This window comes from Bacillus halotolerans (genome assembly GCF_004006435.1).
Lineage (GTDB): Bacteria > Bacillota > Bacilli > Bacillales > Bacillaceae > Bacillus > Bacillus halotolerans.
In genome coordinates this window covers 3,096,013-3,114,185 of record NZ_CP029364.1, presented here as the reverse complement: position 1 = coordinate 3,114,185, position 18,173 = coordinate 3,096,013, and the positions used below count along the sequence as shown (strand labels likewise).

19 protein-coding genes are annotated in these 18,173 nt (G+C 40.6%); 4 read left to right on the top strand and 15 right to left on the bottom strand.

All coding sequences use genetic code 11. The annotated features are described in order from the left end of the window. Window positions 1-56 precede the first annotated feature (56 nt). Window positions 57-725 (top strand): potassium uptake protein KtrA, encoded by a 669-nt coding sequence (ktrA, locus tag DIC78_RS15945; RefSeq protein ID WP_024122619.1) that lies wholly within the window; start codon window positions 57-59, stop codon window positions 723-725. Between the two features lie 6 nt (window positions 726-731). Continuing rightward, window positions 732-2,069, top strand: a complete 1,338-nt coding sequence (gene ktrB / locus DIC78_RS15940) for a Ktr system potassium transporter KtrB (RefSeq protein ID WP_101864218.1) — start codon at window positions 732-734, stop codon at window positions 2,067-2,069. A gap of 35 nt (window positions 2,070-2,104) precedes the next feature. On the opposite strand, the gene DIC78_RS15935 is transcribed toward ktrB, so the two are convergent. The 3 genes from DIC78_RS15935 to DIC78_RS15925 all read right to left on the bottom strand — a co-directional run bounded on the left by DIC78_RS15935 (window position 2,105) and on the right by DIC78_RS15925 (window position 5,037). Next, on the bottom strand, window positions 2,105-2,368 hold the full coding sequence (locus tag DIC78_RS15935; RefSeq protein ID WP_024122620.1) for a YiaA/YiaB family inner membrane protein: 264 nt from the start codon (window positions 2,366-2,368) through the stop codon (window positions 2,105-2,107). Between the two features lie 107 nt (window positions 2,369-2,475). Beyond that, the gene (locus DIC78_RS15930) at window positions 2,476-3,324 is read right to left on the bottom strand and encodes a glucosaminidase domain-containing protein (RefSeq protein ID WP_106019453.1); all 849 of its coding nucleotides are present in this window, start codon (window positions 3,322-3,324) and stop codon (window positions 2,476-2,478) included. Window positions 3,325-3,474: 150 nt separating this feature from the next. Continuing rightward, window positions 3,475-5,037, bottom strand: a complete 1,563-nt coding sequence (locus DIC78_RS15925; protein ID WP_127696594.1) for an MFS transporter — start codon at window positions 5,035-5,037, stop codon at window positions 3,475-3,477. 539 nt (window positions 5,038-5,576) lie between these two features. On the opposite strand from DIC78_RS15925, the gene DIC78_RS15920 reads away from it, so the two are divergent. After that, window positions 5,577-6,062 carry a cysteine dioxygenase gene (locus DIC78_RS15920; protein ID WP_127696593.1) on the top strand — a complete coding sequence of 162 codons (486 nt, stop codon included), beginning with the start codon at window positions 5,577-5,579 and terminating at the stop codon, window positions 6,060-6,062. A 507-nt stretch (window positions 6,063-6,569) separates the two neighbouring features. Beyond that, the gene (locus tag DIC78_RS15915; RefSeq protein WP_127696592.1) at window positions 6,570-6,923 is read left to right on the top strand and encodes a YolD-like family protein; all 354 of its coding nucleotides are present in this window, start codon (window positions 6,570-6,572) and stop codon (window positions 6,921-6,923) included. A 21-nt stretch (window positions 6,924-6,944) separates the two neighbouring features. Here the strand turns inward: DIC78_RS15915 and DIC78_RS15910 are convergent, their stop codons facing one another. The 12 genes from DIC78_RS15910 to DIC78_RS15860 form a co-directional block, all read right to left on the bottom strand. After that, a complete protein-coding gene (locus DIC78_RS15910; protein WP_127696591.1) occupies window positions 6,945-7,373 on the bottom strand; it encodes a hypothetical protein in 429 nt (142 codons plus the stop codon). A 3-nt stretch (window positions 7,374-7,376) separates the two neighbouring features. Continuing rightward, window positions 7,377-7,847 carry a Panacea domain-containing protein gene (locus tag DIC78_RS15905; RefSeq protein WP_127696590.1) on the bottom strand — a complete coding sequence of 157 codons (471 nt, stop codon included), beginning with the start codon at window positions 7,845-7,847 and terminating at the stop codon, window positions 7,377-7,379. Between the two features lie 198 nt (window positions 7,848-8,045). Beyond that, complete coding sequence (locus DIC78_RS15900; RefSeq protein WP_127696589.1) at window positions 8,046-8,291, bottom strand: helix-turn-helix domain-containing protein; 246 nt, start codon at window positions 8,289-8,291, stop codon at window positions 8,046-8,048. 590 nt (window positions 8,292-8,881) lie between these two features. Continuing rightward, the gene (locus DIC78_RS15895; protein ID WP_127696588.1) at window positions 8,882-9,703 is read right to left on the bottom strand and encodes a peptidoglycan recognition protein family protein; all 822 of its coding nucleotides are present in this window, start codon (window positions 9,701-9,703) and stop codon (window positions 8,882-8,884) included. Window positions 9,704-9,748: 45 nt separating this feature from the next. Beyond that, window positions 9,749-10,171 carry a phage holin family protein gene (locus DIC78_RS15890; RefSeq protein ID WP_103803604.1) on the bottom strand — a complete coding sequence of 141 codons (423 nt, stop codon included), beginning with the start codon at window positions 10,169-10,171 and terminating at the stop codon, window positions 9,749-9,751. Window positions 10,172-10,223: 52 nt separating this feature from the next. Continuing rightward, on the bottom strand, window positions 10,224-10,481 hold the full coding sequence (locus DIC78_RS15885) for a hypothetical protein (RefSeq protein WP_127696587.1): 258 nt from the start codon (window positions 10,479-10,481) through the stop codon (window positions 10,224-10,226). 10 nt (window positions 10,482-10,491) lie between these two features. Then, entirely contained in the window at window positions 10,492-10,662 is a 171-nt protein-coding gene (locus tag DIC78_RS21895) for an XkdX family protein (RefSeq protein WP_127696586.1), read from the bottom strand. Window positions 10,663-10,677: 15 nt separating this feature from the next. Then, window positions 10,678-10,803 carry a hypothetical protein gene (locus tag DIC78_RS22005; RefSeq protein WP_276317326.1) on the bottom strand — a complete coding sequence of 42 codons (126 nt, stop codon included), beginning with the start codon at window positions 10,801-10,803 and terminating at the stop codon, window positions 10,678-10,680. 5 nt (window positions 10,804-10,808) lie between these two features. Then, on the bottom strand, window positions 10,809-11,192 hold the full coding sequence (locus tag DIC78_RS15875) for a hypothetical protein (protein ID WP_127696585.1): 384 nt from the start codon (window positions 11,190-11,192) through the stop codon (window positions 10,809-10,811). Between the two features lie 15 nt (window positions 11,193-11,207). Beyond that, window positions 11,208-14,597, bottom strand: a complete 3,390-nt coding sequence (locus DIC78_RS15870) for a phage tail spike protein (protein WP_127696584.1) — start codon at window positions 14,595-14,597, stop codon at window positions 11,208-11,210. Between the two features lie 13 nt (window positions 14,598-14,610). Then, window positions 14,611-15,336, bottom strand: a complete 726-nt coding sequence (locus DIC78_RS15865) for a distal tail protein Dit (RefSeq protein ID WP_127696583.1) — start codon at window positions 15,334-15,336, stop codon at window positions 14,611-14,613. Next, window positions 15,333-18,104 (bottom strand): phage tail tape measure protein, encoded by a 2,772-nt coding sequence (locus tag DIC78_RS15860; RefSeq protein WP_240671129.1) that lies wholly within the window; start codon window positions 18,102-18,104, stop codon window positions 15,333-15,335. The genes DIC78_RS15865 and DIC78_RS15860 overlap by 4 nt, the downstream gene beginning before the upstream one ends. Window positions 18,105-18,173: the final 69 nt, after the last annotated feature.

The window sequence follows — 18,173 nt, the reverse complement described above, 5'->3', positions numbered from 1 at the left end:
TTTGTAATGGTCTTTTTTACTTCAAAACGCTAATTTTATTAAGGGAGTCTTGAACATTGGGAAGAATAAAAAACAAGCAATTTGCAGTAATCGGGCTTGGACGGTTCGGCGGAAGCATTTGCAAAGAGCTGCACAGAATGGGCCATGAGGTCCTTGCTATTGATATTAACGAAGAAAAGGTCAATGCCTTCGCTTCCTACGCAACCCATGCGGTCATTGCCAATGCCACTGAAGAAAACGAATTGCTTTCACTGGGAATTCGTAATTTTGAATATGTGGTCGTGGCTATAGGGGCTAATATTCAAGCCAGCACACTGACCACTTTGCTATTAAAAGAGCTTCACATTCCAAATATTTGGGTGAAAGCTCAAAATTATTATCACCATAAGGTGCTGGAAAAAATCGGCGCCGACCGCATTATTCATCCGGAAAAGGATATGGGCGTCAAAATCGCACAAAGTCTCTCTGATGAAAATGTCTTGAATTATATCGACTTATCTGATGATTACAGTATTGTTGAGCTGCTGGCAACACGAAAGCTGAATTCCAAATCCATTCATGATCTGAATGTTAGAGCGAAGTACGGATGTACCATCCTGGCAATTAAACATAATGGAGATGTTCGCCTTTCTCCTGCACCGGAAGAGGTGATTTACGAACAAGACTGCCTGGTGATGATGGGTCACAAAAAGGATATTAAACGCTTCGAAAACGAAGGGATGTAGACAAAGGTGGGACTTCATAAGGAAACTGTAATCAAGTGGGTTCGTTTTTCTCCCCCGCAAGTGCTTGCGATTGGTTTTTTTCTTACTATTATTATTGGCTCTCTTTTGTTAAAGCTCCCGATTTCTACTGCGAAGCCGTTGTCATGGATAGATGCCCTTTTTACAGCGGCTTCTGCTACAACTGTTACCGGGCTTGCAGTTGTTGACACTGGGACAGAATTTACGGTGTTCGGGCAAACTGTCATCATGGGTCTGATTCAAGTCGGCGGGCTTGGCTTTATGACATTTGCTGTTCTGATCGTCATGATTTTAGGAAAAAAAATCGGATTGAAAGAACGAATGCTGGTCCGGGAAGCCTTAAACCAGCCGACAATCGGCGGCGTGATAGGCCTTGTCAAAGTCCTGTTTCTATTTTCAATCAGTATCGAATTGATCGCCGCCCTGATCTTATCCATCCGGCTTGTGCCCCAGTATGGCTGGGCATCCGGATTGTTTGCCAGCGTGTTTCATGCAATATCGGCTTTTAACAATGCCGGTTTTTCTTTATGGCCGGATAATTTAATGAGCTACGTTGGTGATCCTGCAGTCAATCTTGTCATTACTATCTTATTTATCACAGGGGGCATCGGGTTTACGGTGCTATTTGACATCCTGAAAAATCGGCGTTTCAAAGCCTTTTCATTACATACAAAACTGATGCTAGCGGGAACGTTCGTTTTGAATATTGCTGCCACACTGATTATCTTTATTTTAGAGTACAGCAACCCCGGCACGCTTGGTTCCTTGCATTTGCCAGATAAACTGTGGGCTTCGTATTTTCAGGCAGTGACGCCGAGAACCGCGGGCTTCAACTCTGTGGATTTTGGCAGCATGAGAGAAGGCACCATTGTATTTGTCCTGCTGTTGATGTTTATCGGAGCGGGCAGCGCTTCAACGGCGAGCGGTATTAAGCTGACTACTTTTCTTGTGATTTTGATGTCTGTCATCGCTTATTTAAGAGGGCATAAAGAAACTGTTATTTTCCGCCGGACCATAAAATATCCGATCATTATTAAGGCCTTAGCAGTCAGTGTTATCAGTTTGTTCATCGTCTTTATAGGGATTTTCGCCTTGACCATTACAGAACAAGCGCCGTTTATACAGGTTGTTTTTGAAACTTTTTCAGCTTTCGGAACGGTCGGACTGACAATGGGGCTGACACCCGAACTGACAACAGCGGGGAAATGTATCATTATTGCGATTATGTTCATCGGAAGAATCGGTCCGTTGACGTTTGTTTTTTCATTTGCTAAAACAGAAAAATCAAATATTCGTTACCCTGACGGTGAGGTGTTTACTGGGTAATGTAAAAAAATCCGGCATATTACATGCCGGATTTTTTATGATTCAATATGAGATTGACTTTGTCTTTTTTCCTGCTCCGCGATGATATCATTATCTTCTGCGTTATCACGCGTCACTTTTTGTGTAAGGATCGCGCCGACCGCTACAAGGATCATCACTGCAATGTAGTAGCCTTTTTCATTGAGTTCGAGATTATCAGCGTTATAGAGTCCGATACAAAACAAAAATACTCCCGCAAAAAAAGTGAAATAAGCTAATACAGTAAAGGCAACCGTGTTTCTCCGTCTATATTTCTGCACCTTTGTTCCCTCCTGAAGCATAGTTATTAAGTGATAACTTCCGTGGAATATTATACCTCAAATTCCCCTGAATGGAACAAAAAAATAAAAATACCAGGAAAAACGGCTCAGGTTGCTTCCTTTATTTCAACAGCTGAGTCATCAATCCAGCCGACCAGTTTATTATTGACTTGGAATTGGTACCATGTGGACTGGCCTTTCTGTTTTTTAGATACAACCTTTATATCCTTGCCAACGTAAGATTGCGCAGAGGTCAGCTTAATGGATTGATCATCAGTAGAAGGCTTAGACCATACATCTTGAACGGCGCTGTCTTTGATGGAGCCTTTTAAATCCACAGATTTCAGAGATGGATTCACCTCATCGTATTCATCTAAATCGTACTTTTCCACAATGGCGCTGATTTTGTCAGCATATTCCGGATCTGTGGCATAGCCTGATGTTTGAAGAGCGCCTGCTGCTTCTTTATAATCCTCAGCTTCAAGCACCGGCTTATACTTCTTTTTATTCCACGATGTGCCTTGGACAAATAATTTGGCGTGATCATCCATTGATTCAAAAAACGTGCTGTATTTGCGGAATTTCGCGCGAATCGTTTTTCTTTCCCCTTTTTCAAATTCATCTGTATCCATGGTAACGTGATGTCCTTTATAATTTCCTTTTACGCCAAACAGGTTGTTGGCTTTAGAGGCAAGCTCGCTGTTTCCCCAGTCAGATTCGAGTATGGCCTGAGCTATCGTTATGCTGGGAAGGACATGATATTTTTCATATAAAATTTGAGCATGTCCGGAAAGGCTGTCAATAAATACTTGCTGTTCATCAATTTCTTCAGGTTCTTTGGATGTTTCAATTGGCTTTGAAAGAGTTGTCGCTAAAACAAACAAGGCTAGCGGAATCGATACAACGAAAAATAGAGAAATGAAGAGTCTACGTTTTTTCAGTTTTTTACGGGCCATGAAAACCTTCCTTCGATTTAAAAGATTACGAGTGTAAAAGAATCTACCTTTAAGAATTTTACTTGTACTTCTAATATTTTTCAATTCTTTAGGGATAAAGTTTGAGAGAGAACACACAAAAAGCCTTTCCCATCAAGGGAAAGGCAGTGATCATGTATCTATTTTTGTAAGACTGTGCTGTTTAAAATGTCTGAGCGCATCACGATATTCTTGATCATGTATGACTTTATGAGATTTTACGGCAGCCTTTGTCAGTCCATGTGCAGAAACAGCCGGTTTTTCCGGAGCGGATTTTCCTTTATCATGAGGCTTATGAGCCAGCTTGTGCCCCATTCCGGTGGCGTTCATACAAAACGATAAACAAACGAGCAGCACGCTCAGGATAAAAGAAATCAAAAACAGATCATGATAGGCAGTCATCATAGAATCCTGCATCGATCCGTTTTGTCTGGCAGCATCCTTTTTCGTGAAATAGCCGATCAGGATAGGCACACCCATATAGACAAACAATCTTAAAAACTGAACAGCTGTCATTCTTTTGACCAGATCAGGAAGCGGGCCGCCCATAGCGGCTCCCATTAGTCCTGCTGCGACCGTCAGGCCGGTTCCTGCTGCCAGCATGATGAACAGCGCCGCAAACACATAGAGAGACGATTGATATTGCATATGAAGCCATTGAACATTCACAAAAACGAGAATGAGAGAACCTATAATCCCCAGCATCCCTGGTCCGACTTTATCATATAACAGAGCACTCGCAATAGCTGCTATGGCCACTCCAATCAATAGAGTCATGTTTAAAAGAATGAGATGATCTCGGGATATATCATACATTTGACGAAGCAAGCCTTGAAAAGCTGCCAGACTGACAGCTACCGTAATCGTTCCTGCCGCTATGATAAATAAACCGAGCACAGGTTTAGGCAGCAGCATCTGTTTAATAGAGATGAAAGGGTTTTTCACCTTATATTCTACAAATAACAGAATGAGGAGCAAACATAAAGCAACCCCAAAACCAGCCCGTACATAACCTGATGAAAAGCCCCATTTTTGCAGAAAAATGAATGTAAACGCTGAGGCTGCGGCCACGCATACAGATAAAATGATCCCTGCTCTGTCGAGTGATGACTGTTCCTTTTCTGATCCCCCATGATGCTCATCATAGAGAAAGAAATAACTCACTGCGACGCCGACCAAAGACAGTGTGCCAAAGGTAAAAAACAGCCATCTCCAGTGACCGTAGCTCAACGCGATCGTTCCTAAAATCGAACCGATAATAACAGAGCCATAGAACCCGCCGATAAGCACCAGTAGTGCGTAATTCCGCCGGTCAATCGGAAATGACAGGACTAGCATCGGAATCATAATCATCAGCATGACACCTGTAGCCGCTCCCTGTAAAAAGCGTCCTGCCGCCATCCAGGCAATATCGCTTGAAAATGCGAAGAGCAGTGAGCCAAGTATAAAAACGGGTAATGAAGCCAGATAGATCGGACGGGCACCGAATTTTTTCCTTAGCAGCGGTCCTGCCGGAACTAATAAAGCGAAGGCCATATTGCCGATCAATATTGGATTTACTGATGTGAAGTCACTTGTTCCAACCGTCTTCTGAACAAGGCCTTGAACTGACGACAATGCCGTGTTAGACATCAATCCCGGCCCGACCGCTAAAACAGCGAGCAAAGAAATCAGCCAATAGTGTTTTGTCTTCATGTTGTCATTCCTTCCTATATGAATACATACGAAACACATCATTTTTTGAAAACAAAAGAAGCTAATAGATTTTGCATGCCATTAGCTTTCATTCGGATTCTCTCCCCATCATGGGAAATGATATTATTTTATGATAATATGTGAAAAAATGAGCATATACTCAAACATTATTCCAAACCGATTGTGTTTTGTCAATGGCGCAAATTTCAAGCACAAATCAAAAACCTGAACGGCTTTTGCCCGATATCGTGACTTATGAGTCCCTGCCTGCTCCCTCAAGCGATTTAAAGCAGGCCGTTTTAAAAGTAATCCTATCGGTCTTCGCTTGGGTAATGACGGCACCTTTCAATTCACTGTTTTCATCAAAATTCAAACTAATCAACCCGAATAAGTTGGTGATAAGAACAACATGTTGACCGCACATTTTTTTTGTTCACTAGGCGTTTGCCGCCTCTAAATTGTCTATGGGTAAATATCATGAACTAATCTGCGAAATACCAATGCCAGGCAATTTTAAATGATCCGGGAGGTAAAAACGAATGGAACTGTATGAGTGTATCGAAGAAATTTTTAGCGGCTTGAAAAATCCATCGGTTAAAGATTTGGCAGCTTCTTTAACACAAATTCCAAACGTGTCAAAATTGAGTCAACCATATATAAAGGAACCAGACCAGTACGCTTACGGCCGAAATGCCATCTATAGAAACAATGAATTAGAAATTATCGTGATTAACATTCCCCCAAACAAGGAGACAGCAGTCCACGATCATGGTCAATCCATTGGTTGTGCAATGGTGTTAGAAGGAAAACTTCTCAATTCTATTTATCGCTCAACCGGCGATCATGCAGAACTCTCCAATTCATATTTTGTCCACAAAGGAGAATGTCTTATATCAACCAAAGGTTTAATTCACAAAATGTCCAATCCGACTTCCGAACGAATGGTGTCTCTTCATGTTTACTCACCCCCTTTGGAAGACATGACGGTCTTTGAAGAACAAAGTGGTGTATTGGAAAATTCATGATTTATAGCCTGAACTACTTTACTTGATTAGTTTGTTATATGTCATTTTTCAAACGCAGGAGCCTAACGAAGGAATATCTGACCTTATCATTGGTTTATGAAATGCTCCTGGGGACATATGATTTCGGATCAACAGAAGGGTTCAGCGAATGAACCCTTTCTATTAAAAACAAAAAAACCCTTATAGAATAAGGGTTTACAGGTATGGAGCCAAGGGGGCTCGAACCCCTGACCTCTACGCTGCCAGTGTGGAGATGGGTTTCTGATACGAACAGATGTTTTATTCTCAAACCCTATTTTATAGGGTTTTCTTACATAAGTTTCTGATTAAAAATATTCTTTTTTGATTAAAAATGAGGAAGTTGGTCCCCAATTCGTCCCCATCTGTCCCCAAAAGGCATTATAACATACTTGTTTACGTCCCTATGTTGCTTAATTCCTTCCAATAATTTCTCCATTGATAAAAGAACATTCGTTCGCATATAATTTATTCAAGGAGATGATCGGAATGAGTCAAGGGATTTACGATAAGAGATGGGAACAAAAATTCATATTACCTGAACAAAGGGCTGCCCTTTTAAACAGAAAGAGAGAAGTCCAGAAGATCGAAAAACCCATTCTTGATGAATACCAGCTGGAGGAAATGGCACGTACTATTTGCGAAGCCATGGAGTTTAATTCTGCTCTGGTTATCAGAGTATACAGAGACGGCTTTATCGAGGAAATAACAGGACATGTTCATTACATAGATGACGTAAAACAGAAGCTGCACGTGAAAGATTTAAAAGGTGATACAAATTTTATTGGATTTGATTCAATTATAACTGTGGAGTGTATTAAGCAAGAAGAAATAAGTGGATAAGAAGCAGTAAAAAAAGCTCACCTATTGGTGTGCTTCCTCTTCTAATCTATAATTAGTACGGTCAACTACCCATTCCCGATTTAACATGACTGTTTCCTTAAATAATTCATACTCTTCGTTTTTCAAATTCCCAACTGGAGATTCAATCCTCATATTTTTGACATTGCTCCATGAAGTTTTATGTGTCCTTATATAACACTCTTCATTAAGCCCCAGTTTATTTTTCAAACCAGAATCTATATGTATATCATGTTTTGGATGAGGTAGTCTTTGTTTTAAAGTAGAGATCGGTAATATCTCATAATCAATACTCATAGGATTGGGGCAGTCGTCTTCAAATCCTATAACCAAAACAGGGCGAGCTTTCACTTTTATTTTTCTCGCCCTAGTATCATAATACTTTTCTAGAGATGTGAAAATTTTTCCTACATTATTTATTGGATCGGACAAAGATTAGTGCACCTCACAATCGATAAGTTGCTCATCATTAATCATTATATCGTTTATAATGTCTTCTTTCTTTATAATATCGGATCCGTTTTCGTCATCATGTAAACCTAACCTTGAAATTTTATAAGCAGTGTCTTCATGACTCAAATTCCTAAGGTATCCAGCTGTATACTTACCATAATCATGAATAACTTCCCTTAAAGTATATTCCTCCTCTAAGGTTAATTCGTCTTTGTAGAATTCCAGCATTTTAAAGCTGCCTCTTACCCTACGGCTTACCGGCCCATGAACCCATCCTTCAAAATCGTTATTAAATAACCATTCTCCGAATGTAGCATAATGATGTTTTTGAGCGAAATACAGCAGTTTGTGCATCTTCATTTCTGTTAAATCATTTTCACCATCAGAAACATTAAAAATTGATTTGTAAAGTGATTCTAGTGCTGCTGCAATTGGTAAAATGTCACGGGGCATATTAAACACCTCCATCAAATAAAAAGAAACTGTTTGTTTCTTTCTTATTCCATAATATGTGAAACTTGTTCGGATGTAAATAATAATGATTAAAACTTATTAACAATTTTTAAACCTTTTTAATCAGTTTTAAACCAAAAGTTTTATAAATGAGTTGTTCTGAATAAAACAAGAACCCTCCTCATCTGGAGAAGGGCTTCATTCATCATACGGCCGGTACTTCTTCCGGCCGGCTTCTAATTCTTTTTTCTTTTCCTCTAAATCAGTCCGAAGAAACAAACTAATGCCGCTCAACTTTTTAACTGGAATAAGCTTCCCGCTGCTTATAAGCTGGCTTATACGTGCCCGATTAACCCCGAGTAACTCTGCTGCCTCGTTAGTGGTAAGGACTTCACGTCTGATGAAGTCCTCGACCTCCTGACGGCTTTTTAGATGATGTTCCATGTTATCTTCTCCTTAAATCCTTAATGATCGTGTAAATGGTTAACGCTAAGACAAAGATCATAACGCCTGTTGTAAAAGGGTTTGTCCAAAATGAGCGCAGACCAATGGATGCAACACTAAGCAGTATCATGGAAAAAATGAATGTTTGTTTTCTCTTCATATTGTATGCTAGACTGTTTATAATTATATTGAGAAGCGAGCGACCAACTCGCTTCCCTTTACACTTAGTCCTTCTTATTATTTTTCTTTGCATCGTGTGATTGTTGGGCAATCCATGCGATTGATGCAACATAGAAGATAATTTGAAGGACTTTTAACATATTGTCTAGCATTTCCTCACCTCCTTATATTCTTATTATACACTACCTATAAACAATTGTATATAGATATTTGAAATAAAACTAGTATTTTTTCACCATATTGTTATAATTTTCTTATCCTGAATGAAAGGGGATGTTACTTTTGGCTGAAAGTTGTCAATGCGGTAAATGCGGAAAACGTGTAGAGTTTTTATACGGTTCTGGTTTTTGCGAAGAATGCGTAAAAGAAGAAGATTAAAAATAGAGCCCTCCCAATCGGAAGGGCTTTTATTATTTTAGAAGTGCTTCCAGTTTCGCCTTCGTTTTCGGTCCATAAATGCCGTCAGCCTTTAATCCATTCATCAGCTGGAATCGTCTGACGGCATCCGCTGTTTTCGGTCCATAATAGCTATCGATCCCAAAGTTTTTGGCTTTCTTATCCGGATAAAAATGCAGTGCAGCTAGTGCTGTTTGAATTTGCTTAACAGCATCACTATGCGTCAATGGGCTTCTTACTTTAAAGATGCCAGAAGGCAGATTAAAAGATGTTTTCTTTTTGCTTGAGCTTGATTTCTTCACTGCCTTGGACGAAGTTGTTTTCTTGCTGGATGATTTGCCGCCAAGTGCTTTTAGTTCAGCGTCAATCGCCGCTTTGACTTCATTCCAGCGCCCTTCCGATAAGATGCGATGCGGGCAATACTTTCCGCTCCAGTCTTGATGCTTTCGTACACGATCAATACCCCAGCCGCGCTCTTTAAGCAGTTGCGCCACAAACTTGATTGCCAACTTTTCAGCAGCGTAGTATTTAGCGCCTCCTGACTTGCTATAACAAATTTCGACACCAATCGACTTTCGATTCCCTGTACCGTTCGTCCCATCTCCTGTGTGCCATGCATTGCGATCTGTTGGGATGCCCTGCCTTACCTCTTTATCATCAACAGCAAAGTGAAAGCTCGTTGAACTGGTGTTTCCAATCATGTAGCTGACCTCATTAGCAGCAGATGCATCATTGTAAGTGTTATGAATGGTGATGTATTCCGCGGTCATCGGATTAGGACATTTCAAAGCGTATTTTGCTTCTGATACAAGGTTCTTTTTCACTACAATTGTCATGAAAATCTCTCCTATTCTGTTTTTGAAATAAAAAGAGCCGCTGGATTACCCAGCAGCTTGTTCATCTTTTTTTGTTGTTTGTTCGTTTTCTTCTTCAATTACATGAAGTCGGTCCGTAATCGCAGCCGGAATCTTAACGCCGATTTGTGCCAGGTTCTCCGTAATGGAAAGCCCCTCATTGGCGATATAAAAAAGAACGGTTCCAAATGTCAGGACGCCGTTCAGATTGAGAATTGTATCTATGATATTTGCCACAATAACCACCAAAAAGCTGAGCATTTTCCGGACGTAACCGAACCAAGCGCTCCGGCTCCGCAGCTTCTTAAATTTCCATGCCTTAATTACGCCTGTTATGACGTCAATTATGCTGAGGACCAGTAATAAATCGAGATATTTCACACCTCCGAACAGGTAAATCCTCGCTAAATCCAACGTTTCAAAATTGATAAACACAGTCGTTTCCTCCATTTCGTTTGATCACCTCCTTAGAGGCAAAATAAAAAAGCCGCTTCTCCGCCGCTTATTTTTTCTGATGATTTAGTTTTACAGGGCCTTTCAAGTTGTTCAGGTTCTTTTCTAACTTCTCAATATGTTCCTTCAGATGCTGGATTTCTTGCTCTTTTCCCGCTAAAAGCTGCTTATCTTTTTCTGAAAGGTACTGATACGACAAGACTACATCTTCAGCATCCATCCAATTCTGACGATAAGCTGCCGCTTTTCGTTCGAATAGCTCCGCTTTCGTTTCTAAATCCATTTCGTGTGTTTTCTTTTCTTCCATATTGATTCTCCTATTCTGTTTGGTCAGGATAAGCGTTTCCGCGCTCAAGGGCTGTTATTTCTTCAAATTCAGCTTGTGTAAGTCTCCCTATTTGTACATAAGTTTTTAACTCAATAGTTAAGACAGTTCCATTCCTCCAACAATCCTCAAAAAACCCGTAAAACGTGCTTCGGCCTTTCATTGAGATTCCCTCCGATTATTGCGACTGATTCGCCATTAAGACATTACATACACGTTGGAGATCCAATACTTGCTCTTTTAGCTGCTCGACTTCTGTCTTTTCATTATGTTGAGGTGTAATATCAATCGGTTCAAGTGTCATATTCGTTATTCTCCTTTCGGATATAAGTAGAATTCCCCTGTTCTCTCCCTGTCAGGCGTTACAGATATATGGAGGATCTGTTTCATTAATTGGTATTCGGTACTATCTATATAATCGCAAAAATAGCCGTCCTGGTCTGCTATCATGCGGAATAGTTTGTATTCCATAGTTCCAGTTGCTTTTACATAGACTATGTGAAGCCCATAGCCAAATGTATTCAAAGAATCAGAAACGATATTAAAATCAACTTTCCCCATAGAAAAAGTATTTTGTAGTCGCCCCTCATAGTAAGAGCATGGCGATAAATGAATACCCGTTTCAGTTTGCGTTAAGCTCAATCCTTCAATGTAAGAATAAACACTTGGATCGGCCCTTACTTCGTTTATCATCATCAACCGCCCCTGTTATCGTTTTTCATAAAGCACAAGTAACCGAATTGTCATGCTTTGCCCTGCTACACCGGAAGAGGTTCCAGTACCCCTTACATGAACAGTAAAACCGGCTGAACTCTGTTTTTCTATCCCAACTGTTACGGCGTTACTATAAGCACCATAAGCAGCTGGAAATACTGCAAAAATGTTTTCTACTTCGCCGCCGCGTCCGTCTGTAAAGTTGACTGTTGTCTTTCCATAAGCTGTCGAACCTCCACTCCCTGGTAATACAACTTGGACTTGTGTTACACATGCAACTAAATGATATTGTAAATAGCCGTGTATATCAGCGACCAGTGAGGTAACGTTACCTGCCATTAATGCTTGTCTTTCGTTAGGATTGGCGTTTCCGACTTGTATATCTGACCCGGCAGGCAGTTCGACTGGCGCGCCTTCAATCGCAAATCGCTTACCTGTTTTCATTTTTATTCCGCCGGGCACATTGACCTCTAGATTCGTTGGTTTCAAGCTTAATAACGTTGAACCCCCTGTTATAGTCGCTCTATTTTGGAAGTTGTTATAATACTTTGTTTCATCATCAGTTACTTCCATTGGATCGTATCTTCCGTCTAATTCAAAAATATTCTTTACTCTCGATGTGTTTGTTGTCGAGTTGGTCATAAGAAACTTTCCTGCGCCCCTTCCCGATGCGACCAATTCTCCAAACATTTCAACTATAGGCATGTCATTGGCGTCAGTAAATTTCCCTGCTCCTTTCACAGAAACTTTACCATCTCCAATACTTACACTTCTGTAAATTTGTTTCTGCGATCCGTCGAGATAGTCTTTTCCAGTCTCTTGATAGATCAAACTGGAACTTACATCAAGTAATGAATATTCTCCATATGTTCCGCTTGCCGTTGACCTCTTATACTGATATAACTTGTCTCCATCAAAATAAGAATCAAAATCCCGGTTAGTGTTCAACGCTTGGAATTTGCCGCCTTTGATTAATGAACCTGTGATATTGATTGAATTAATTGTACCGGAATTTATTTTGTCAGCTGACAGGTTGCCAATCTTGGCATTTGTAATGGCTCCGTCAATGATATGAACGGTATCAATTATCGCTGTTTTCAGGTGAGCTTTTGCGATAGCAGCGTTTTGAATGGCTGCTGTTCCGATTGCCGCCTCAGCAATTTGCGCGCTTGTTATGGCTGCTTTTTGGATGTGCGCTGTTCCTATCGCTGCCTCTTGTATATGAGCAGATCCGATAGAAAGGGATTGGATATAATCGCCGTCAATAACGTTGTCTGTCAGCTGTGTATCAAACGGGCTATACCCATAATCAGCAATGACATCACCTTTACGCACCTGAACTTTGCGAATAACAAAACTGCATGGTTCTGTGTTGCCGTTACGATTATAACCGCCGATTCCGATTGTATAATCAGATCCACTTTCCGGCGCCGTAAATTTGATATTCACTCTAACGAATTGATCAGATGGATAACTAGAAATGTCACTCAAATCACTGCCGCTTATTTTGGTGAATGTGTTGAATTTCTTTAAATGAATATAGTTTAGATCGGTTGTGTTGTTCCGTTTAACTTCAAAAGACAAGGTGTATACTTCATCTTTAACCAATGACATTCTTTGAATGTTTACAGGTGGTGTTCCATATCCGCAAACTCCAAAATTTGTTTTCGTTGTGTCACTAATCACTTGGGTAACAGTCATTTCGTTAAATTCTTTTTCTTCTACACTATGTTTAGTGCCGGAATAGTCGTAAAACCATTTCGCCTTTAAAAGAGAGCCTGGGAAGATATTACCTTGGTCAAAGTTGCGCGCTAGTTTATCAGCAGTGACCGCTAAGTTTGCCAGACGATCCGCAATAATGCTGTTGAACATAATATCATCAGTCAGAATCCTCTGAGTTTTTGCCGAGAACTCACCTGTGAACTCGCTTGCTTTACCGTGATAGTTAACCGCTCGTATGCGATAGTACCAAACGTTATCAACGCCAGCATTTTCATGTAGGTACCCGCTTTGTTTGCCTCGCCATAGCCGATTTTCGATAGATGGGATGAAACCTTTTATTTGTGATCCATAAACCTCATATGCAGCAATATAAGAAGAAGGGTCATAGTCCCAAGTGATGCTAGTACCTGAAAAAAGCCCCTTAACAGTTACATTAGAAGGGACTTTAGGGATAATGTCAGGGAAACTGCCATCAGTCACCTGAACATTGCGGTCAATGTTTTTTACTTTATCTTCTAAATCGTCTAGGCGCCTATCAGGTTGATAAACTTCTAAAAACTCGCCCATTTCAACGGTTTTTGTGCCTGCAGGATTTGAAATACTGTATCCAAGGGCGATAACTCGGGATTGAATTTGTATTGGATCTGCTTGTGTATCATCTATAGCAGTCCTGGTATCTCCAAGGGAAATATGATCAGTCGGAATGACCTTTAGTTCATATGTTGCTTGAGGTTTGGAAGCCGTATCCCTCAAATGTTCATATGTTTTCTGTAATAGCTCTTTTGGATCGGTTATGTTTTCATCCTGCCATTGACCAAAAGAGTTTATAAACGCTCCATCAGACTTTCTATAACCGTATTTCTCTTTTGCTCCTGGCAACTCAATCCACTTCTGACCTTTCGGCTTGTCTGCCGGATCACCGTTTGATACTTTCCATTCAACGTCTGCGAAGTCAATATAACGGGAATCCCCGCCATTTTCTGTCTCCACGCTGCCGCCCCATCCATATAGAGCAGAAACAGGATAAGCCATTTCAGTGACCGTAATACTTTCGACATTGTAGCCGACTTCGAAACGATCACCTTCATCATTTCCGCGCCGCTGCTCAATGTTGACAACACGTTCAATAATTTTGTTGTTTTCTTCGTCAAAATTGACAGTAAAACGCAGTTCTCCGCCCCATACCTCAATAATTTTAGTAATGGCTTCGTAAGCGCTGATATGATAAAAGTTTGTGGACTGTGTACCCGTTTGAGCTGTTACATTTCCCTTCCACCTTGTACCCTCTAAAACTCTATCCAGTGCATATTGTTGCGTTTTACCGGTTGGCCGTACGTCTTCCACAATAGCTTCAAGCAGCTCCATTTCAGCCGGTTCACAATGGGCGATTTTCTCTGCCCCGTTGTCTCCGTTGCCACGGTCAATTTCTCTGATTTTGAAGAGACGAAAAAAGCCGTCTTCATCTCTGAAAACGACTTGGTTTAATTTAGTTACATGTAGGCTATCTTCGTGTCTTGCGTCACAACTGAAAGAGAATTCTGTACCTTGATTCACCTTTTCCAGAAACTGATCAGAATAAAAGGTGCAGGCATCATCCTCCGCATCACTAGATAGGATTGCCAAAGGGTTATCGTATCTATCTAACACCCACATATCGGCCATTATAATCACCTACCTATTTATATTTCTCTGTTAAATGTATTTTACTTGGATGGCTGGCCCTAACCTTGACGTTTTTCTTTGACGGAATCTGAAAAAACCTCGATTTATAAAGGATGGCTGAACTCTTTTTGATTCCGCTGATCGTCACACGTCGCTTAGAAAAATCTATTTCGATATAATCACCCGCAATAAAGTTGAATTTCAGATATACGCCTTGGTATACACTGCCATCATCATTCAACAATTCAATGCTGTATGACGTGGCTGCAGCCGCAAGCGTGCATTTTACAACGGGTGAAGCCGGCGCGCTGCCGTTTGTTTTTACAGTCGTGCCCGCTGTCGGAATATCGAAAACAGTGTCCGGCCCGTACTTGTAAGGATCAGGGCAGATAAAATTTATCGTGCCCTTTCCGAATTTGAAAACCTCGTCCAGCTGCCCTTCACCATCAATAACGGCGTAATATGTTCTGTCAGGTTCATCAAGAAAGACTAAAGGGGCAGGCTTGTCAGTTACAAGCCATTCGGCCACTTCTTCTTTTGCTTTCTGCATGTCATCAACGCCCTTAATGACTACGGAAACAGGCAACGGACGGGCTTTTATTTTCTTTAGCTTCAGATATGCGCCAGGACGACCAGGGATTTCAACCATTTCCCACTCTATGGGCGCCCACATTGGCCGCTTTGTGTCTACCGTTGCATGAACAAAGGGTTTTGATACCCCGTTAAATGTCATTGTCATTTGTACCGCCTCTTATCTCTAAAAGCTTGGCGCTGTTGCGCTTGTGTCATGTCTTTTTGTGTTGCTGAAGCAAATTGCCGTCCGTTTACGCTAAGATCAGTGCGAATAGCTGGTATTTTCACCTCAATAGGGTGATTTAAAACAGCTTGAGAAAGTTGCTGAATAGCTTTCGCCAGCGCCGACAGATCAAAATTGTTATTGATGTTTGTTGGACTAATATTTCCTAGCGCACCGGAAATTCCAGCGGCCTTCTCTTTTGATGAAAGAGGAATGACTTTTGTTGTTGATCCAGTTGCATCTAATAATTCTGGACCGGCCTCCCCGACAATTGCTTTACCTCGTAATACACGGCCGCCTGTAGCCAACATTGGTATTTTAGGAATCGAAGGGATATTCACGCCTGGTATCTTATTTAAAACCTTCAGCTTGCTAGAGAACCCACCTGTGAAACTATTAATTTTTCCGATTATCCAGTTAATAGAGCTCCGAATGCCAGATTTTATGCCATCCCATACGCCCAACACACCAGACTTTATATTATTGAAGGCTGAAACAACTTTATTTTTGATATTATTTACGGGATTAACAACGTATGTTTTTATAAGATTCCACGCTGAACGTGCTGAACTTTTCATTCCATTCCAGATATTATTGACCACGTTTTTCATCCCGTTAAAAACTCTTGATGCTGTATTTTTTATCCCATTCCATAAGCTTGAAAAGAACGATTTAAGTCCATTCCAAATAGACTTCCCAGCAGATGATATCCCTTTCCAAATATTAACTAATGTACTTTTAATACCGTTCCAGATTCTAGAGAAAAGACTTTTATAGAAATTGAGTGCATTTGTAAAATATGTTTTCAGTGCATTCCAAACTGTTTTAGCCACAGAGGAAATTCCTTTCCATACAGTGGTTAAAACAGTCTTAATCCCATTCCAAATGGTTGTGAAAATCTTTTTAAACCCATTCAGAAGATTTGTGAAGAAGGTTTTCAAACCATTCCACACGCTTTTCCCAACTGTAACGATTCCATTCCAAACGGTAGTTGTTGCTGTTTTTATAGCATTCCAAACCGTAGTAAATATGATTTTTAAACCATTCAAAAAATTAGTAAAAAACGTTTTCAAACCGTCCCAGATTGCTTTTCCTGCTGTAACAATCCCATTCCATACTGCAGTGACAGCCGTTTTAATTCCATTCCACACGGTAGTAAAAATGGTTTTATAGAAATTTAGAAGAGTTGTAAAATATAATTTAAGTCCTTCCCAGATAGTTTGAGCCGCCACTACGATTCCGTTCCAAACAGCCTCTGCAAACGACTTTATAGCGTTCCATACTGTGGTGAAAATGGTTTTGTATAAGTTAAATTGAATAGTAAAGTATGTTTTTAGTCCATCCCAAATTGTTTTTGCAACCGAAACGATGCCGTCCCATAGCCCTTTAAAGAATTCAGAAATAGGCTCCCAATATTTGATGACTAAATAAACAGCCGCTGCAATGGCTGTTATCGCAATTAATATAGGGTTTGTCATAAAAAGCTTGGATACTACACCGAATACAGTTCCTATTGTTTTGATTGCCCCGCCTACTTTTGTTGCAACTGTTACGACTGTCCCAAAATTGGTGACGATAGCCGTTATAGCCGGCAACATCGATGATAGAACCATTAACAATGGACCGATTGCCGCAGCTATCCCACCCATAACGACTACCACAGTTTGTCCAGTAGGAGAAAGACTCTTAAACTTGTCAGATAACCCTTGGATTGCCTGTTGAACTATTGGCAAAGCTCTCTGAGCCATATCCAAAATAATTCTTCCAATGGGTTCTAATGCATCAGCTGCCTGTCTTAGAGTTGCTTGAAATTGCTGACCAAAGGACTGTTCTTGAGCTTTAGTAACTTTGTCCATTGCTCCTGCTGATTCATCAAGAGAACCCTTAATATTCCCCATGCTGTACATTGCGTCAGACTCTAAGTCTTCCCATTTAGTACCGAATAGGGCTACACCAATGTTATTCGCAGCAACTTGATCATCCATCCCTTTTAATTCGGGAAGAACTGCGTTCGCAACATCTTTTACAGTACCCTTCCCCTGCAAGAAGTCTTTCCAGACCTTTTGAGTCCCACTTGATAGTTGTCCCATTGCTTCTTCTGTGCTTTTTGATCCGTCTTTTACACGAATTTGAAACTCTTTAAAGACATCATTTACATAGTCGAGATTGTAGGCTCCGTTTTTAGAACCTTTTATCAATAGCTGGAAATATTCATCTGCAGAATACCCCATCTTTCCAAACAAGGGAGCATATTCACTGAGATTATCAAACATCTCATCAGAGAAATTAAGTCCATTTTGGGCTCCATAAGCCATCAAATCAAAGGCCTTTTTAGAGTCAATGCCAAAGGCTTTCATTAACTGGCCTCCGCCTCTTGTAACCTCATTTACATCAGCATCAAATGTTTTTGCAAGGGCCAGGGCGTTTTTAGTCGCTGTTTGTAGCTCAGCTTCACTATTTATGTTTTTCATGTTCTGCTTTGTTTTAATAAGAGCATCAGAAACTTCATCTAAACTTTCTCCAAAACCAGCTTTATAAATGTTTCTAGCTACATTTGTAAGATTTTCAGCTTCTTTCTTAGTGACACCTAATGACGACTGTATTTTGGCTTGTGCATCACCTACACTTTTAGCTGAGGAGATGGCGGCCGCGCCTAACCCTGCTAATGGGACAGTAATTGCCTTACTCATCGTCTCGCCTACGCTCTTCATTTTTTGAGCTCCACTTTGCATGCTAGCCTGTAGTCGTTGGAAGTCTCGCTCTGCTCCTTGTCTGTTTAA